This window comes from Paenibacillus sp. Marseille-Q4541 (genome assembly GCF_018310695.1).
Lineage (GTDB): Bacteria > Bacillota > Bacilli > Paenibacillales > Paenibacillaceae > Paenibacillus.
This window is the reverse complement of the sequence record NZ_JAGXCY010000020.1, coordinates 49,351-66,512: the sequence shown is the minus strand read 5'-3', so window position 1 is coordinate 66,512 and position 17,162 is coordinate 49,351. Positions and strand designations below refer to the sequence as shown.

Below are 17,162 nucleotides of genomic sequence, written 5' to 3'. Positions count from 1 at the left end.
GAAGCACATGTTAGAAAAAAAAGTATATGAAAATTTGTTGGCGGAACTGGAGAGACGGACAGAGGTTGTGAACGTCAAAGGGCTCGATATGATAATTAAAAAGCTTCCCGATTCAGATGCTGAGGGAGCAATGGATGCTCGTGTTTTGCATACAACAATCGAAATGGCTGAGAAGATGGCTGCGATGGGCAAGCCACCTGAGGGTGAGCCCGATCTAATGGCGATGGTTCAGGGGATGCGTGCCATGATGGGCTGGCCGAATACAGATGTAACAACAACCGATATTCGTACAGAATCGAGAGAAATAGAAGGTTCAGAGGGTTCTATCCCAGTTCGGATCTATTCTCCAGCTCAAGGCTCGAATGTTCCAGCGGTAGTCTTCTTCCATGGCGGTGGTTTCTTGGGAGGTACTTTGGATGTAGTGGAGAATCCATGTAAAGCAATTGCAGAGAAAGCAAATGCAGTTGTTGTTTCGGTGGATTACCGCCTTGCACCTGAGCATCCGTTCCCTGCAGGATTAAACGATTGCTTCGATTCTGTTCGCTGGGTATATGAGCATGCAGCAGAACTAAATGTAAATCCGAATCAAATCGCAGTATGTGGCGATAGTGCTGGTGGGAACTTATCAACGGTGTGCGCGATGAAGGATAGAGATCTAGGAACGGGGATGATTAAATTCCAAGCATTGCTTTATCCGACGGTGAACATGGCGGGGACAGCAACGGATGATTTCGAATGGAATATCGAAGAGTATACGATTAACAATCATCACGAGCTGATCAAGGGACTATTAATGGGTATGGGTGATATGACCGCCATGCTGGACAACATTTATTTGCAAGGGAAGGTTCCTGTAACAAGTGCTTATACTTCTCCCTTACTAGTAGAAGATTTAAGCGGCATGCCTGACACATTAATTATTACCGCACAGTATGATTATCTGACACTTGAGTGCGAAGCCTACGCTAGAAAACTACAACGTGCAGGCGTTAATACACAGTATATTCGCTATAATGGTGTGGACCACGCGTTTATGGATAAAATAGGGTTTTACCCACAAGCGGAGGATTGCATGAATGAAATAGCAAAAGGAATTAAGCGCGTCTTTGGATCATAAAATTCGATAATTTAAAAAATCACCCTCTTTCATCTTATCTATTCAGCAAGATGAAAGAGGGTGATTTTTATTTAAAATAAGGTACTTGGATTTTTCTTTTGTAATACATAAGAGACTTAGAAGGTAAGCAAATTATAGTGGGTTTAAGTTAATGAGCGTACAGTGAGTTTCTTTATAAACTTTATTTACCAGACAGGTCTAAACCTCGTTGACAATGTACTTTCATTGTCTGCATGAATTAGACTTGTTAAATCTTCTTTGAGCATTTGCAGTCGTTCGTTACCTATATGCTCAATCCAACGTTGCTCCATCTCAGCTAGTATCTTCTCTTTTGCTTTCACTACTAACCAACCACGTTCGGTCAAAACAATAATTTTTCCTCTCTTATCAGTGGGATGAGATTTGCGCATTACATAGCCACTTTTCTCAAGATAATCCACCATCTTACTCACAGCTTGCTTTGTAATGCCTAAGTATTCGGCTAGTTCTATACCTGTTGCTCCATTGGGAGTGATGAACTTAAACATAAAACCATGTGCAGGCTTAATATCTCCAAATCCCAATTCACTCAATCTGTCATGTAGTTCATTAATTGATGTACTAAAGGATAATGATAAAAGTGATGTAAGATCCAATTCACTAAATACTTCCTGAGTCATATATAATAAACCTCCTCAAATAAAGTCAACTTAGTTGACTTTATTTAAAATACATTGTACTATGCAAAACATAGTCAATCAAGTTGACTATGTTTTAGTTGTGAAATAAATAGTATTTATTGAAACAGAATTAATAAATTACGGAGGTTCTCATGGCTAACATCGTTAAAATTAGAGGAAGCGAATTTACACCACACGCTGTAAACACAATGAGGTCAAGATTAGAGCAAGAAGTGATTATTGATTTTTATAAAAAAGAGATTTTCACATATGCCAATGCTTGTATCGTAACTGTGAAAGTCACAAATCCAGATGGTTCTATTGATTATCAAAAAGGAAAAACAGGAACAGAAAACATTGTATGTAAGAATATTGTGTGGGGCGCTGATGACGTTTCTTTTGAAATGAGGGCAAGTGCTAGCAATCCTTTAAGTACAGCAGCACCTGCAGCTGATTATTTATTAACGATACGTGTTAATAAAAGTGGTGTTGCGTATATTGAAGGCTCTCATGATGGATTTCCTTGCTATGAATTTTATAAGCAAACAGATTTTGGTCCATTTGAATTAATATATATACATGATTTCAGAAAAACTGATGACACCCCAGCAGCACTAGCTGGAGACATGGAATACAGTTTTAAAGCGAAGATTTAGAAATAAATATTAATGAAAGAAATTGCAACCTATTTTGCTCAATGGGGCGATATTATTACCCAAAATAAACTTAAGAATAATAGAGGTGTGTATCATGACTAATATCGTTAAAGTTAGAGCAAGTGTATTTATTCCAATGTCTTGGACAGAAGCTAAGAAGGATGTACAAACAGGAAACATAATCGAATTTGAAGGGGACTCACGTGAATTTACACCATATGCTGTCAACGCTATGCGCTCCAGAGTTGAACAAGAAGTAGTTGTAGATTTTTACAAAAAAGAAATTTTCACATATGCAAATACTGGCATAACAACAGAAAAAGTCACAACTCCAGATGGTTCTGTTCATAAAAAAACAGGCAAAGCTAGCACAGATGGTATTTTGTGTACTGATATTGTATGGGATTCTGATGACGTTAAGTTTCAAATGAGTGCAAGTGCTAGCAATCCTTTAAATGCATATGCCCCCCCTGTTGACTACCTATTAATAGTACGTGCCAAAAAAGATGGTACTGTCAATATCCAAGGAGAACATGATGGGTTTCCTTGTTATGAATTTTATAAGCAAGTAAATTTTGGACCGTTTGAACAAATGTATAGACATGATTTCAGAGAAACGGGTGATATTCCTGAAGCTATGGCTGGAGACATGGAATATCATTTTAAAAAGATATTGTAAAGACAATAGGATTCTTTTTTGAGTGAATAAATATTTAGCAACATAAGAGTGAATATCAGGAGGAACAGAGAATGACAACAGTTTTATTTGTAAAAGCAAACAATCGCCCAGCAGATCAGTCGGTTAGTGTTAAATTATATGAGGCTTTTTTAGCGAGCTATAAAGAGTCACATCCAAATGATACAGTGGTAGAGCTGGATTTATACAATGAGGAATTGCCATACGTAGGAGTAGATATGATTAACGGTACATTTAAGTCTAGTAGAGGATTTGAATTAACAGCAGAAGAAGCAAAAGCAGTAGCTGTTGCTGATAAATATTTAGATCCTTTCCTTGCAGCTGACAAAGTTGTATTTGGTTTCCCTTTATGGAATTTAACAATCCCAGCTGTACTACACACATATATTGATTACTTAAACCGCGCGGGTAAAACATTTAAATATACGCCAGAAGGTCCAGTAGGTCTTATTGGAGATAAGAAAATTGCATTATTAAATGCAAGAGGCGGTGTATATTCTATAGGACCAGCATCTGAGGTGGAAATGTCTGTTAAATATGTAACAAGCATGATGAGTTTCTTCGGTGCAAAAGATATAACGACGGTAGTAATTGAAGGTCACAACCAGTTCCCTGATAAGGCAGAAGAGATTATTGCCGCAGGGCTTGAAAAGGCTGTTAAAGTAGCAAGTACGTTCTAATTTAACAAAGCGCTTGTCACATTATATGGCAGTACCAACACTTTTATAGCGGTGGTACTGCTTTTTTATTCGCTTATTTCACTACGTTCTAAGATAAGAGCTATCTATGGATGGGGCATTTCGTGAATGCCCTTAGGTTGACAGCCTCTTTTGTGTTACTGGTAAAAGATTGTGAAGCTTGAGCGAAATCTTATGCAGCATTCTTGATATTGTATTCTCCAAATACAACAAATTATCTACAAAAAAACCGATATATATAGTAGGAAGTATTATTTTTTACAAAAAGGAGAGATATGCATGAATAAAATAAAACATTTCAAAAAAGCAAAATTATTATTAGCAACTCTATTAGTTAGTTTAAACGTCTTTACATATTCCAGTATTTCATTTGCTGAATCCAACATGCCTAATGATATTGATGCTGGGATTGCAAGCCTGAATTATAATCGTCATGAAGTTTTGAGCGTTAATGGGGATAAAATTAGTAGTTTTGTTCCCAAAGAAGGTATCCAGTCCAATGGTAAATTTATCGTGGTTGAACGGGAGAAAAAATCACTAGCAACTTCACCAGTAGATATTTCTATTATTGATTCGATAACGAATCGAACTTATCCAGGCGCAATCCAGCTTGCAAATCGGGATTTTGCGGATAATCAGCCTAATCTGGTTATGGCTGCGAGAAAACCATTAGATATTAGCATTGATCTACCTGGGTTGAAGAATGAAAATACAATTGCGGTTCAAAAACCAACTTACAGCAGCGTTTCTGGTGCCGTTGATCAGCTAGTATCGACTTGGGTTGAGAAGTATTCGAGCACGCATACACTGCCTGCACGACTACAGTATGCAGAATCTATGGTTTACAGCAAAAATCAAATTGCAAGTGCACTTAATGTGAATGCTCAAGTGATTAACAATACGCTTGGAATCGACTTTGACGCGGTGTCAAGCGGCGAGAAAAAAGTGATGGTAGCTGCTTATAAGCAAATCTTTTATACCGTAAGTGCAGCGCTTCCTAACAATCCATCCGACCTTTTTGATAACAGTGTGACATTTGCTGAATTGGTCCGTAAAGGGGTAAGTGAAGACTCTCCGCCGCTGATGGTTTCCAACGTAGCTTATGGCAGAACCATTTACGTGAAATTAGAGACAACCTCGAAGAGCAGTGATGTACAAGCTGCATTTAAAGCATTGCTCAAGAATTCTAGCATACAAGATAGCGGACAGTACAAAGATATTTATGATGAAAGTTCGTTTACCGCTGTTGTATTGGGAGGCGATGCACAAGAACATAACCAGATCGTTACCAAAGACTTCAGTGTCATTCAAAAAGTAATCAAGGATAATGCACAATTTAGTACTAAGAATCCAGCCTACCCCATTTCATATACCAGTGTCTTCTTGAAGGACAATTCTATTGCGGCTGTGCACAATAATACGGAATATGTAGAGACTAAATCTACGGAATATTCTAAAGGTAAAATAACACTTGATCATAGTGGTGCATATGTAGCGCAGTTTCAAGTATCTTGGGATGAATTCACATTTGATGCAGATGGGCAAGAAGTTATTACCCATAAAACTTGGGAAGGAAATGGTCTAGATAAAACAGCGCATTTCTCAACAGAGATTCCACTTCCAGCTAATTCCAAGAACATCAACATTTCCGCAAAAGAATGTACAGGTCTTGCGTGGGATTGGTGGAGAACAATTTTAAATGAGACGAACGTTCCCTTATCCAGCAATATAAAAGTTTCCATTGGAGGAACGACGTTATACCCGACAGCTACGATTAGTCAATGATCATTTAGGACAAGGACCGTCTCAAAAGTGAACTGCACCTCCAATTGTTAGACACAACTAACAATTGGAGGTGCAGTTTTTTATTTTCTGTGAAAGAGAAGCTCGAAATTGAACTAAGATATCTGGAAGGTAACGAAGTGGGGGGGCGAAGATTTTCGAATAAAAGACAATGCTTCATATTCACCTGAGCTATATCGTCTAACATTGTATTTACGCTGCGGGCGATCCGGTCCCTGGGTCTGCCGGACGCGCTTCAGGAAAGAAGAGTTAGGCGAACAACCTCTACGAGGCTAAGTCTGACGATCCGTTCTAAACTATCGTGAAGTAAAGTCCAGTATACTTATTTATTACCTTTCCATAAATTAGTAGTCATTGTAACCTATATTTATCATGTTGTAGGGAGATGGCCTATGAATAATATGAACGGAACAGATAATGCAATCATAGCGAAAGAGGCGCTTGCACAATACGATATTAATGTTGTATCCGTATCGCCCATAGCACAGAGTGGTGCCGCGATTTTTAAAATTGAAGATAATCGTGGTTTGTTGTACAGCTTACGTGTTCACGTACCTAAAAGTAGTACGCTTGAAAAGATTTGGACGCGTCGAGATGTGCTGGAATCGGAGCTAATATGGCTGGATGCGCTGTGTCGTGATACAAGTCTTACGCTTCCATTACCTCTACGCAACCAGCAAGGCTCATATGTCACACAAATCGGCGAGATTAACTGCACGATGTTAACATGGGTTCCAGGTGAACAAAAACAATACTTTACTAACGAGCAAGAATTGAAATCTACGGCTGAAATGACGGCAGCACTACACCGTCAAGCAAGTATGTGGCAGCCTCCTATATCTTTTGTCCGACCAACATATGATATTGCACGTGTTCGTCTCGCTTTGAACATGCTCAAACAGCGGGTGCGGGAGAATTTATTAGATGCTCAAGATGTTCGGATACTTATCACCGCTGGGGAGAAAGCGATAGCCTTGCTCGGCTCACTCCCTAAAAACAAGTTGACATGGGGCATATCGCACAATGATTTACTTCCAGGCAATATCGTGTATGTAGATGGAGTCGCTAATCCCATAGATTTTGGCGCGTGTGGATACAGCTTTTTTCTCAATGACTTGGCCTGCACATTTTGTTTTATTCATCCTCATTCCAGACAACAATATATCGATTGGTATGGAAAACACTTTCCGCTACCGAATGATTATGTGACTCGATTAGAAGGACTCTTTATAACTTCACGGTTAACATCAATAATTCACACCCTAGGTCTGCCTGACGTCAACGACTGGTTACCGACGGATGTGCAAAAGTCTGCATCTCGTGAATTTGGCAGGTATGTAACCGGGAAAAGCTTTTTATTTACAGGAACACCCTTCTGGGAATGAAAAACTTTTGAGAGAATGAGACCCCGTGCGGAGTATATAAGGCGAACAATCAACGAAGTAGAGTAGAGCGGAGGACTTGCAATGAAGATAGAATTGGCAACAGAAAAAGATTATAAGTACATTGTTGAAAGAGATAGACATATTCCTGAAACACTTGTAAGAACGAAGATTAAAGAAAAGGAGATCTTTATCATTAAAGATGCAGCGAAAAAAATTGGGTGGATGAGATATGGATATTTTTGGGATAACATTCCTTTTATGAACATGATATGGATTGATGATGAATATAGAGGACAAGGAATCGGCAAGAAAATGGTACTGTATTGGGAAGAAATGATGTATCAAAGAGGATTTAAACTAGTAATGACGTCAACGCAATCTAATGAAGAAGCACAACATTTTTATAGGAAGATTGGATATCGTGATGCTGGATGTTTACTATTGGAGACACAACCCCTTGAAGTAATACTTACAAAAAATCTTGAAGAGATCTGATAACAAAGATTCCTACCGCTGGCATTCACCCTTAATCGCATAGAAGGATTTTCAGGGAGATTAATCAGTCGATCGATACATTAAACCCTCTAAGCGAAACCGTCAGTAGAATAAATGAAATGATAGGAGACAGTATGGACATTAAACTTGTTTCAGTAGAAGCAAAAGAAAAATACATACTATCGAATCTATATCAGTTGTATGAGTATGATTTTAGCGAATACACTAAACAAGATATTAGTAAAGATGGTAAGTATGATGTGAATATCGATTTTTTCTGGGAAGGAGATGACAGATGGCATCCCTATTTACTCGAGCTATCTGGAACCCTAGTCGGATTTGTCGTTGTTCTTCTAGAAAATATGGATATCGATCCAGACCCAACACTTGTAATTTATGATTTTATGATTCTAAAGAAATTTAGAAAAACAGGAATTGGTTACGCTGCTGCAATCCAAACGCTTGAGTTATACAAAGCAAACTGGAAGATTGCTCAGATGCAAGAAAATATACCAGCGATATCGTTTTGGAGAAAAGTAATAAAGAATTATACAAAGGATAATTATACTGAAATATTTAGGGAAGATAGAAAGAAATATGTTCAAACATTTAGTAATAAATATATGATTTAAGCATTAGGGTAATTAGGGTGATGACATCTCTTAATAACGTATCTACATGTGGGCTTCGCCCTTGGTTCATAACAAACACTGGCAGGGCTTACGCCGACAGACGTATAATTGTGGAAGAAAAACAGATCGTAAACGCCCAAACCTAAGATTAGAACTATCTATAGTTGGGGCGTTTTTTGAATACTCAAACGATATAAGGCAGAAACAATTCAACCCTGGGGGAGTCTACATGAAAGTAAGATGCGGTGTTAAAGCCGTAATTATAAAAAATAATAGTTTGCTGACTATTAAGAAACATGATGATATATTCGGGGCAGATTATACGTTGCCAGGTGGAGGTCAGGAGTTTGGAGAGACGATCATAGAAGCTCTGAAAAGAGAGATAATAGAAGAAGTAGGGGTAGATATTAATGTAAAGCATCTATTGTTTTTAAGAGAATATATTGGTAAGAATCATCACGAGGATAGTATCCATGCAGATATTCATGTTGTTGATCATATTTTTTATTGTGAGTTAATTGAGGAAGAACAGAATGATGTAAGAGGAACATCTCCTGATGAGGATCAGCTAGGAATCGAGTGGATACCATTAAAGAAGCTGAGTGAATATAGATTTTTTCCAAGAGCACTAATTCCAGATATTATCGGCATTGCGGACGGAAATATACCGCAAGGGATTTATACAGGAGACATAAATTAGTGGATTTGTATAAAAGGAGTGAATGGAATGGCTGAATCAAGAAGGTAAATCCAATTCTCCTGAAATATTAGAATGTAGGTATTGTTCGTTAGATGACTTACTCAAACCAATAAGTAAGACGTATAGAGGAAGCAATGGAGATGAATACAAAACATTTATTTCATGTTATTGGACCGAGAAAGTGGATTGAATAGATCTCTCGTGATGAGGAACGAGGTGAGCTAATGAAAACAAAACTAATATTAATTGATGGAATGCCTGGGTCTGGTAAATCAACTACCGGAAGCTTCATTAGTGAACGATTGAACGATTTGGATATCCCCAATAGGTTTTATCATGAATTAGAAGAAAATCATCCATTACGAATTTATGATAGGCAGTTTACTTCCTTTGCTGATTTAGAAGAAGCAGAATGGTTCTCAACAAAAGTTGAACAATTATTTAAGAGCTTTGTGAACGACTGGTATACTCAAAATGAAATCGTAATTATGGAGAGTTACGTTTTTCAGGACACCATTGGATTCGCCTTTAATATGCATATGGATGAACAAAGAATATTGGATTTGACAAAGAAGATGCAAGCCATTTTAAGTAGACTTCATCCCGTTCTAATCTATTATTATCAGGTAAAGGTAGAACAGAATTGGCGATGGATTTGTAATATTCGAGGTTCGGAGTTTACTCAAGATCGCTGTGGACTATATACAGATCATGATTTTATTGAGGCCGGTAAGTTTTGGACAAAAAATCAAGATTTCGTATTTAACATTGTTCAGCAATGGGATATACCTAAGTTAGTAATAAAAAATGTAGATTACAATTGGGAAGAATATAGGAGCAGAATCATTGATTTTCTGAAGCAACAGGAATAAGGTGCTGTCATCATATAACAACATATTCACGAACCGGGTCAGCTCTTTCCTTCCCTGGGTCGAAATTATCCTATCTAAAAAAGGAGATTATATCTGGAAACATCCCTCTATCGATGAGATAAAAAAGCGTAAGCAAGAATACAATGACATATTTGAAGAAGTTCAAGAACTCGAATACCTCTCGAATATATGTTGAATAAATATAATGAAATGAAAGGTGATGGATATGAAATTAAGGTATTTCATAAGTGTGGCAATGTTATTTATCATCATGTCTCTTTTAACAGGGTGTGTACCTGGAGATGGGGCGAACAACGCTCAACATCCTGCAGGATTCTTTTGGGGAATATGGCATGGATGGATCGCTCCTATTTCATTAATAATTGGTGTATTATTCAACCATAATATCAGATTATATGAAGTGTTTAATTCGGGCCTATGGTATGATGTTGGATTTTACATCGCTGTTATAAGTGGTTTCGGTGGAATTTCGCTCTTTCGTCGCAAGAAACGAGATTAATTTCGATTATTAATAATTAGTCGTCCTAGGGGCTTAGGCCCCTTGGTTGGCAAGAAGGATTCCTAATAAGCCAGCACATCGAAGTGTAATTAAAATGGAACAGATGGTGGAGGAAAGCCGATTGAATACACAATTGATTATTATTGAGGGATTACCCGGATCTGGGAAGTCGACTGTCGCACAATTCGTATCTGAAATACTTGCTGACAATGGTGTTGAGGCACAATTGTTTGGGGAAGGGAATTTAGAACATCCAGCTGATTACGATGGAGTTTCTTTTTATAGACAAGATGAATTTAATCAGTTGTTATCAGACCATGAAAGCTATAAAGAAATAGTAGAGAGTAGATCAGTAAAGTACGGAAGTCATTTCTTAATCCCTTATCGGAAAATAAAAAATGAACTTGGATCTGAATTTCCTGATGAGTTACTACAAGAGATATTGACTAGAGATATTTATGAGTTGCCATTCGAGCAGAACGTTAGCCTGATTACAGAGAAGTGGAATTGTTTTAAGGAAGAAACTCTTCGAAGTAATTCAATATACATATTTGAATGTTGTTTCATACAAAACCCACTGACAATAGGTACTGTGAAGTATAACAAACAGAAAGAAGAGGTTATCAACTATGTATTGCAGTTGGAAGATGCAGTAAAATCTTTGAATCCTTTATTAATTTATATTGATCAAAAAGATATCAAGTCTACTTTTGAGAAAGCAATAAATGAAAGACCGAAAGAATGGTCGAATGGGTTTATTGAATATTATACAAATCAAGGATTTGGCAAAATGCAAGGATATCATGGATTTGATGGAACTGTTCAAGTTCTTCAAGAAAGGAAGAATATTGAACTTGAGATTTTTGATTTGTTGAAGATCAATAAGCGGAAGATCGATAATTCACAATATGATATGGAAAAGTGTAAAGAAGAGTTAAGAGAGATCCTGTCCAAAACCATGAAAAGACGTGAAAATCAATGAGTAAAGAATCATCAAGAAGATCTTTAGTGATTATTCTGCACGAGATCTATGGAGTTAACGATCACATTCAATTTTTCAGTGAAATGATTGTAAAAGAAGGCTTTGATGTACTCATTCCTAATTTAATACACAGGGATTCATTTTCTTATGATCAAGAGGAAATCGCTTATCAATATTATATGAATGAGATTGGATTCGAGAAATCATTAAGAGAAGTTAAGGAAATAGTGAAAGAGAATAAAGAGAAGTATGATCAGATATTGATCATGGGATTTAGTATTGGTGCAACAATAGCTTGGATGCTCAGTGAATATGAGGTTGGAGGAATTATTGGATATTATGGGTCAAGAATTAGAAATCATAAAGAAATAGAGCCTAAATGTCCAGTCTTATTATTTTTTCCTAACAGAGAGAAGTCGTTTAATGTAATGGATGTAGAACAGGAGCTGAAGAAAAAGAAAAATACTTTGACAAAAATTGTTGAAGCTGAGCATGGTTTCATGAACCCATTTCACCAAAACTATAACTTCGAACAGTTTAAGAATTGTGTTAAAAGCAGTATCGAATTTCTTAAGCAAATCGAAGGGAATATAGGCCGTTTATAACGATATTTGTTTTATAGAGGGGGATATCAATGGATCTAATTGAAACACAACTTTTTATTCGATCCGCATCCTTAGAAGAAGCTCCAATTGTGTTAAGCCTTTGGCAAAAGTCGGCCATATGGCTCAACTCTAAAGGGATTTTTCAATGGCGCCCAGAGAATTTTCATATAGATCAAGTCATTGAGTTTATGACCAATGGATCTGATGTATATCTGGCTGAAATAAATAATGAAATTGTAGGTACATATATATTAACGTGGTCCGATCCTTTCATATGGCAAGAACTTGATAACAAAGATTCTGGATACATTCATAGATTTGCAGTAAATAGAGATTTTCAAGCAAAAGGAATAGGTAAATATCTATTAAAGTCCGCAGAAGTACAGATCAAACAAAAAGGGAAGACCCTCATTAGACTTGATTGTATGGCGGATAATGTAAGATTAAATCGGTATTATCAGGAAATTGGATTTGAATATGTTAGAAGAATGAATGGTGAGGGGTGGAGTGCTAATTTATATGAGAAGAATTAATTCGGTTATTTTAGTGCGAGACTTTTTATGGGGGTCAAACAATGGAGTTATTCGTAGTTGGAGATGTGCATGGTTGTTTTCATACTTTCACTAAATTAATTAATGAACATTGGAATCGAGATGAACAGATATTAGTGCAACTCGGTGATTTATTGGACAGAGGAAAGTTCTCTCCTGAGACCATTTTATATGCGATCGAATTGCAAAAAAACAATCCTGATCAAGTTTACTTTCTTAAAGGAAATCACCAGTTTGAAGTTATTGTGCATGTTGAAGAAGGAAATGAAAATTGGTTAAAACAATGTGGACAAGATAAAAATGGGGATGATGCAAATGGAAGTAAGACAAATGGCAACGGCTTTCCTGTTTTTTAACGAAGATATATTAATGATGAAGAAGTCTTCTAGTAGAATTACGGATGTTGAATTTTGGTCAGGACTTGGTGGACATATGGAACCGGAAGAACTGAATTTTCCTAAAAAAGCATGTATGAGAGAAATATATGAAGAATCTGGATTTGAAGAGAACGATTTAGAAAATCTTGATTTAAAGTATATACTGATGCGGGTCAAAGAGGATGAGATTAGGCAACAATTTGTTTATTTCGGTAAATTAAAGAGAACTACTTTTGTTAGCTCAGATGAAGGAGAATTACATTGGATAAGTCAGGGGATGATTAAGAATCTTCGTTTGTCCAAAGTTGTTAGCTTTATGTTAGAACACTATTTTGAGAACCCAAATTTAGATCATGTAATGATAGGGACGATAACGGTAGATAGGGATGAGGAACCCCAGATCCAATGGTCGGAACTGAAAGACCCGAAAGTTTTTTAGAATCGTATACGAAAGTCCTGCGAAGCTAAGGAGTAAAAAAATGATACTCATTCAAATGAAAACTGCTATTGGCAGTCTTCATGACGGAACAATACAGTATATATTCAATATCTAGCAGAAATGATTGATAGTGAGTTTAACTATTTTACTTATGATACCTCTAAAATAACAGCCCTAGAACTTGAAATTACCGATGCAAAACAAGAAGGTGAATTTATTAATATAGTTTGTTTCTGTGACGATTCTTTGAAGAGATTACGAAAATTACAAACGACTATTGGGATTGGTGTTCGAAGAAGGCAGTACCTCCGTTTAACAGAACATTAATACATGTCGCGTAGGTGCATTTGGCACCAACAGGAATCTTCGGAGAAAACTCAGGGGATACATTCAACTGTCTAAATCTTTTAACCCGTTCCCTACCACTTATGTCGCCTGAACGTCAGGAATGCCAAACGTTACAAATAATTACCCAAACTTATAAAAAGGAGGAATAAATCATGGAGGAAAAAGATTTATTTTCAAAAAGAAGAATAGCTATAGTAACGGGTGCTTCTCGCCTTAGCGGCATTGGGGCAGCAATATGTACTGCATTGGCGAGTCAAGGAATTGATGTATTTTTTACGTATTGGACTAGCTATGACCGAGAGATGCCTTGGGGAATCAATTCCAATGAACCTCAATTGTTACAAGATAAAATTATAGAATACGGTGTACGTTGTGAGAAGTTTGAATTAGATCTTTCTGATACATTAGCACCTACTAAGTTACTTGATGCAGTTGAAGAAAAATTAGGGAAGCCATCAATTTTAATCAACAATGCAACCTATTCGGTTGACGTAGGATACGATACATTAACTGCTGAAGTACTTGATAAACATTACCAAGTGAATATTCGTGGAACGATGTTATTAAGTGCAGAGTTTGCTAGTCGGTTTAGCCACTCCAGCGGTGGAAGGATTATTAATTTAACTTCTGGTCAATCATTAGGGCCAATGGCTGGTAATATAGCGTATGCTGCTACTAAAGGAGCTATTGATGCATTCACTTTAACGTTGTCGGCTGAAGTAGCCTCGAAAGGAATTACAGTAAATGCCGTGAATCCAGGTCCAACGGATACGGGATGGATGAGTGATGACGTAAAAGATTACATTTTGACTAAATCTCCAAAGGGTAGAATAGGATTGCCTCAAGATGCAGCGCGATTCATTACTTTTCTTGCAAGTGACGAAGCGGAGTGGGTAACTGGACAAGTCATTCACTCAGAAGGTGGATTTCAGAGAGGTTAATGAACTCAAAAATCTAACAGACATAACTAAAAGAGGGTAGGGGTGGCAACTTATGATTCAATACCCGAATATTGAAACGGAAAGACTATTCATACGAGAACTAACTCTAGATGATATTGAAGCAGTATATAGACATTTTTCATATCCGGAAGTAACGGAATTCATGGATATCGATGTATGTAAAAACATAGAGGAAGTTAGGGAAATTATTGCTTTTCATATTAATGATTCTGGCTGTAGGTACGGATTATTTAATAAAGAAAATAATGAACTTATAGGTACATGCGGTTTTCATTGCTGGTCTACAGAGAATCAAGAATCTAAAGCCGAAATAGGTTTTGATTTGTCGCCACAGTATTGGGGAAAGGGGCTAATGCAGGAGGCATTATTGAAGGTGATACGAATTGGATTTGATTCGATGAGACTCCATTATATTGAAGCGATAACTGAAATTAAAAATGTCCCATCACAGAAACTTTTAAAGAAGATCGGATTTAATGAAGAGAAAGATTTGAAAGACAATCTTCTATATTTTACATTGAGAGATAATGAACAGGTAGGATAGTAAATCAAGAAGACAGATCATATAAGATTAGTATATAACTCTCGTAAGTAGCTTGCACGTGTCACAGAAGTGACCGTGGAGGCTTTTTCTTTATAAATTACGATCATCAACAAAAAAAGTTGAAAGCGTTTTACAGTTGTGATATTATTTTATCAAGATAATAATTTATTATTTATACAATAAAAAATTATATTGTTGAATACAGAGAAAGGAGTCCAAATTGATGGGGAGTGAGAATCGGCAGTATCTTGAGAGGTTTTTTCCGATCGCTTCATTCATTGCGGCAATTATAGGACCTAAATGTGAAGTCGTCGTGCATGATATCAGTGATCCGGAGCATTCCATTGTTTTTATTGAGAACGGTTATATTAGTGGACGTGAAGTAGGCGATGCATCCACTGATCTTGTCCTAAAAATTCTCAAATCCGAGGCTTATCATGAGGAACAGTATATTGCTAACTACAAAGCATCAGGCAAATTCGGTCAGAGCTTTCGCTCGTCTACCTACTATATAAAGAATGATCAGAATAAGCTGGTTGGCCTGCTGTGTCTGAATATTGACGTTACACATATGGAAGTAGCAGCTGAATGGGTTCAACATATTTTACAGGGAGGACCTAATCCATATGTAATGCCTGCTGCTGAAACGTCGAAGGAAGAAAAGCAAACAACAGAGTATCTGCAAGGGAATGCGGATGATTTGCTGCAGCATATGATATCTTCAGTCATTGGTAAATTAAAAATTCCGCCGGAACGTTTGTCGTCGCAGGAGAAGATTGAGGTTGTCCGCGAGTTAAATGAGCTTGGAGTTTTCTTGCTGAAAGGCGGCGTCTCGCAGGTAGCAACTGCTTTATCGATATCGGAACCTACGGTTTACCGCTATTTACAAAAGCTGAAATAATAAAGTAGAGGTCTAGATAGAAAAACAAGAAGGTGAGACCATGAGTTATAACTTTGATCAAGTGATTAGTAGAATTGGCACCAATAGCGCGAAGTGGGACGGGGTTGTAAACAGCTTAGGGGATGATATGATCGTTCTCTCTGTTGCAGATATGGATATACAAGCGCCCCCGCAAGTCGTAAATAAGGTGAGCGAGATGGCACGGCACGGAATCTACGGATATACCGATCCGTTCCCTCCTTATTATAAGGTCGTACAGCAGTGGCTTGATAAAGCTTACGGATGGGATGTACCGCAAGAATGGATCGTGTTCTGCCCGCGGATTGTACAGGCAGTATCGGTTATAATCGAGAGATTTACAGAACCCGGTGACCGAATTTTAATGCATACTCCGGCCTATCAACCCATCGCTAATGCTGTTGAAATCAATGACAGAAAACTCGTAGAAAATCCGTTGCTGCTTAGGGATGGTCGATATGAAATCGACTTTGATGATATGGAACGCCAGATGAAGGCAGGGGTTAAGATGGTTCTGTTAATCTCTCCGCATAACCCGACAGGGCGTGTATGGACAAAGATGGATTTAGAACGTATAGCTGACCTCTGCATTCGTTATGATGCATTGCTCGTATCAGATGACATTCATGCCGATTTTATTCACGAAGGACATGAGCATACCATTATCGCGAAATTGTCAGAACAGATCGCGGAGCGGTCCATCATTTGCACTTCGCCAGGCAAAACCTTTAACTTAGCAAGTCTTGAAATCGCTAATATTGTTATCCCAAACAAGCAGTTAAGGGAGCAATTCCAATATGGGTTACGACAGGCTGGCATTCATAATCCTACTTTTTTTGCCATCCCTGCTCTGGAGGTTGCATATACGGAGTGTGATGATTGGCTGACGGAGCTTCGAACTTATATTACGGACAATATTTCATTTACGGAAGATTTTTTTGCTGAGCATATGCCTGAACTGAAAATTGTGAGAGCAGAAGGAACCTATCTATTGTGGGTAGATTGTACAGCCCTAAGCAGAAATGAAAGCGATTTAATTGAATGGATTCAAAATAAAAGCCGGGTTAGCGTAAGCTTTGGTTCGTCCTTTGGCGCGGACGGTGAAGGATTTATTCGCCTGAATCTCGGTGCTCCTAGGGCATTATTGCAAGAGGCTTTTGAGCGAATGGCGAGCAATTACCCTTTTAAGTAACAGATAATT

General features: G+C 37.5%; 20 protein-coding genes. 19 read left to right on the top strand and 1 reads right to left on the bottom strand.

Features of this window, described 5'->3' with window-relative positions:
- Window positions 1-7: 7 nt before the first annotated feature.
- Window positions 8-1,117, top strand: coding sequence for an alpha/beta hydrolase (locus tag KFT32_RS18220; RefSeq protein WP_211748671.1), 1,110 nt, complete (start codon window positions 8-10; stop codon window positions 1,115-1,117).
- Between the two features lie 185 nt (window positions 1,118-1,302).
- On the opposite strand, the gene KFT32_RS18215 is transcribed toward KFT32_RS18220, so the two are convergent.
- Window positions 1,303-1,776, bottom strand: a complete 474-nt coding sequence (locus KFT32_RS18215) for a MarR family winged helix-turn-helix transcriptional regulator (RefSeq protein ID WP_211748670.1) — start codon at window positions 1,774-1,776, stop codon at window positions 1,303-1,305.
- A gap of 152 nt (window positions 1,777-1,928) precedes the next feature.
- Here KFT32_RS18215 and KFT32_RS18210 point away from each other — a divergent pair, with 152 nt between their 5' ends.
- From KFT32_RS18210 to KFT32_RS18125, 18 genes are all read left to right on the top strand, one after another.
- A complete protein-coding gene (locus KFT32_RS18210; RefSeq protein ID WP_211748669.1) occupies window positions 1,929-2,432 on the top strand; it encodes a DUF3238 domain-containing protein in 504 nt (167 codons plus the stop codon).
- A gap of 94 nt (window positions 2,433-2,526) precedes the next feature.
- A complete protein-coding gene (locus KFT32_RS18205) occupies window positions 2,527-3,111 on the top strand; it encodes a DUF3238 domain-containing protein (protein WP_211748668.1) in 585 nt (194 codons plus the stop codon).
- A gap of 71 nt (window positions 3,112-3,182) precedes the next feature.
- Window positions 3,183-3,809, top strand: coding sequence for an FMN-dependent NADH-azoreductase (locus KFT32_RS18200; protein ID WP_211748667.1), 627 nt, complete (start codon window positions 3,183-3,185; stop codon window positions 3,807-3,809).
- A gap of 297 nt (window positions 3,810-4,106) precedes the next feature.
- Window positions 4,107-5,612 (top strand): thiol-activated cytolysin family protein, encoded by a 1,506-nt coding sequence (locus KFT32_RS18195; RefSeq protein WP_211748666.1) that lies wholly within the window; start codon window positions 4,107-4,109, stop codon window positions 5,610-5,612.
- A gap of 410 nt (window positions 5,613-6,022) precedes the next feature.
- Window positions 6,023-7,015, top strand: coding sequence for a phosphotransferase enzyme family protein (locus KFT32_RS18190; RefSeq protein WP_249435968.1), 993 nt, complete (start codon window positions 6,023-6,025; stop codon window positions 7,013-7,015).
- Between the two features lie 81 nt (window positions 7,016-7,096).
- Complete coding sequence (locus KFT32_RS18185; RefSeq protein ID WP_211748665.1) at window positions 7,097-7,510, top strand: GNAT family N-acetyltransferase; 414 nt, start codon at window positions 7,097-7,099, stop codon at window positions 7,508-7,510.
- Between the two features lie 134 nt (window positions 7,511-7,644).
- Window positions 7,645-8,142, top strand: coding sequence for a GNAT family N-acetyltransferase (locus KFT32_RS18180; protein ID WP_211748664.1), 498 nt, complete (start codon window positions 7,645-7,647; stop codon window positions 8,140-8,142).
- Between the two features lie 229 nt (window positions 8,143-8,371).
- Window positions 8,372-8,842 carry an NUDIX domain-containing protein gene (locus KFT32_RS18175; RefSeq protein ID WP_211748663.1) on the top strand — a complete coding sequence of 157 codons (471 nt, stop codon included), beginning with the start codon at window positions 8,372-8,374 and terminating at the stop codon, window positions 8,840-8,842.
- Window positions 8,843-9,066: 224 nt separating this feature from the next.
- A complete protein-coding gene (locus KFT32_RS18170) occupies window positions 9,067-9,714 on the top strand; it encodes a P-loop NTPase family protein (protein WP_211748662.1) in 648 nt (215 codons plus the stop codon).
- A gap of 641 nt (window positions 9,715-10,355) precedes the next feature.
- Window positions 10,356-11,216 (top strand): P-loop NTPase family protein, encoded by an 861-nt coding sequence (locus KFT32_RS18165; RefSeq protein ID WP_211748661.1) that lies wholly within the window; start codon window positions 10,356-10,358, stop codon window positions 11,214-11,216.
- Window positions 11,213-11,821 carry a dienelactone hydrolase family protein gene (locus tag KFT32_RS18160; protein WP_211748660.1) on the top strand — a complete coding sequence of 203 codons (609 nt, stop codon included), beginning with the start codon at window positions 11,213-11,215 and terminating at the stop codon, window positions 11,819-11,821. Before KFT32_RS18165 ends, KFT32_RS18160 begins: the two co-directional genes overlap by 4 nt.
- 29 nt (window positions 11,822-11,850) lie before the next feature.
- The gene (locus KFT32_RS18155) at window positions 11,851-12,354 is read left to right on the top strand and encodes a GNAT family N-acetyltransferase (protein WP_211748659.1); all 504 of its coding nucleotides are present in this window, start codon (window positions 11,851-11,853) and stop codon (window positions 12,352-12,354) included.
- Between the two features lie 41 nt (window positions 12,355-12,395).
- Window positions 12,396-12,728 carry a metallophosphoesterase gene (locus tag KFT32_RS18150; RefSeq protein ID WP_211748658.1) on the top strand — a complete coding sequence of 111 codons (333 nt, stop codon included), beginning with the start codon at window positions 12,396-12,398 and terminating at the stop codon, window positions 12,726-12,728.
- Window positions 12,688-13,188: an NUDIX domain-containing protein gene (locus KFT32_RS18145; RefSeq protein WP_211748657.1), complete on the top strand. Its 501-nt coding sequence runs from the start codon at window positions 12,688-12,690 to the stop codon at window positions 13,186-13,188. Before KFT32_RS18150 ends, KFT32_RS18145 begins: the two co-directional genes overlap by 41 nt.
- 500 nt (window positions 13,189-13,688) lie before the next feature.
- Window positions 13,689-14,477, top strand: a complete 789-nt coding sequence (locus KFT32_RS18140) for an SDR family oxidoreductase (protein WP_211748656.1) — start codon at window positions 13,689-13,691, stop codon at window positions 14,475-14,477.
- A 52-nt stretch (window positions 14,478-14,529) separates the two neighbouring features.
- Window positions 14,530-15,042: a GNAT family N-acetyltransferase gene (locus KFT32_RS18135; RefSeq protein WP_211748655.1), complete on the top strand. Its 513-nt coding sequence runs from the start codon at window positions 14,530-14,532 to the stop codon at window positions 15,040-15,042.
- A gap of 223 nt (window positions 15,043-15,265) precedes the next feature.
- Window positions 15,266-15,943 carry a helix-turn-helix transcriptional regulator gene (locus tag KFT32_RS18130; RefSeq protein ID WP_211748654.1) on the top strand — a complete coding sequence of 226 codons (678 nt, stop codon included), beginning with the start codon at window positions 15,266-15,268 and terminating at the stop codon, window positions 15,941-15,943.
- 40 nt (window positions 15,944-15,983) lie between these two features.
- Window positions 15,984-17,153, top strand: coding sequence for a MalY/PatB family protein (locus KFT32_RS18125; RefSeq protein ID WP_211748653.1), 1,170 nt, complete (start codon window positions 15,984-15,986; stop codon window positions 17,151-17,153).
- Window positions 17,154-17,162: the final 9 nt, after the last annotated feature.

Bases quoted from the DNA above. Each gene is read 5' to 3' on its own strand.
- KFT32_RS18215 (WP_211748670.1), bottom strand. From the start codon at position 1,776: ATGACTCAGGAAGTATTTAGTGAATTGGATCTTACATCACTTTTATCA.
- KFT32_RS18185 (WP_211748665.1), top strand. From the start codon at position 7,097: ATGAAGATAGAATTGGCAACAGAAAAAGATTATAAGTACATTGTTGAA.
- KFT32_RS18140 (WP_211748656.1), top strand. From the start codon at position 13,689: ATGGAGGAAAAAGATTTATTTTCAAAAAGAAGAATAGCTATAGTAACG.
- KFT32_RS18150 (WP_211748658.1), top strand. From the start codon at position 12,396: ATGGAGTTATTCGTAGTTGGAGATGTGCATGGTTGTTTTCATACTTTC.
- KFT32_RS18135 (WP_211748655.1), top strand. From the start codon at position 14,530: ATGATTCAATACCCGAATATTGAAACGGAAAGACTATTCATACGAGAA.
- KFT32_RS18160 (WP_211748660.1), top strand. From the start codon at position 11,213: ATGAGTAAAGAATCATCAAGAAGATCTTTAGTGATTATTCTGCACGAG.
- KFT32_RS18210 (WP_211748669.1), top strand. From the start codon at position 1,929: ATGGCTAACATCGTTAAAATTAGAGGAAGCGAATTTACACCACACGCT.
- KFT32_RS18220 (WP_211748671.1), top strand. From the start codon at position 8: ATGTTAGAAAAAAAAGTATATGAAAATTTGTTGGCGGAACTGGAGAGA.
- KFT32_RS18180 (WP_211748664.1), top strand. From the start codon at position 7,645: ATGGACATTAAACTTGTTTCAGTAGAAGCAAAAGAAAAATACATACTA.
- KFT32_RS18130 (WP_211748654.1), top strand. From the start codon at position 15,266: ATGGGGAGTGAGAATCGGCAGTATCTTGAGAGGTTTTTTCCGATCGCT.
- KFT32_RS18125 (WP_211748653.1), top strand. From the start codon at position 15,984: ATGAGTTATAACTTTGATCAAGTGATTAGTAGAATTGGCACCAATAGC.
- KFT32_RS18200 (WP_211748667.1), top strand. From the start codon at position 3,183: ATGACAACAGTTTTATTTGTAAAAGCAAACAATCGCCCAGCAGATCAG.
- KFT32_RS18145 (WP_211748657.1), top strand. From the start codon at position 12,688: ATGGAAGTAAGACAAATGGCAACGGCTTTCCTGTTTTTTAACGAAGAT.
- KFT32_RS18155 (WP_211748659.1), top strand. From the start codon at position 11,851: ATGGATCTAATTGAAACACAACTTTTTATTCGATCCGCATCCTTAGAA.
- KFT32_RS18170 (WP_211748662.1), top strand. From the start codon at position 9,067: ATGAAAACAAAACTAATATTAATTGATGGAATGCCTGGGTCTGGTAAA.
- KFT32_RS18190 (WP_249435968.1), top strand. From the start codon at position 6,023: ATGAATAATATGAACGGAACAGATAATGCAATCATAGCGAAAGAGGCG.
- KFT32_RS18205 (WP_211748668.1), top strand. From the start codon at position 2,527: ATGACTAATATCGTTAAAGTTAGAGCAAGTGTATTTATTCCAATGTCT.
- KFT32_RS18195 (WP_211748666.1), top strand. From the start codon at position 4,107: ATGAATAAAATAAAACATTTCAAAAAAGCAAAATTATTATTAGCAACT.
- KFT32_RS18175 (WP_211748663.1), top strand. From the start codon at position 8,372: ATGAAAGTAAGATGCGGTGTTAAAGCCGTAATTATAAAAAATAATAGT.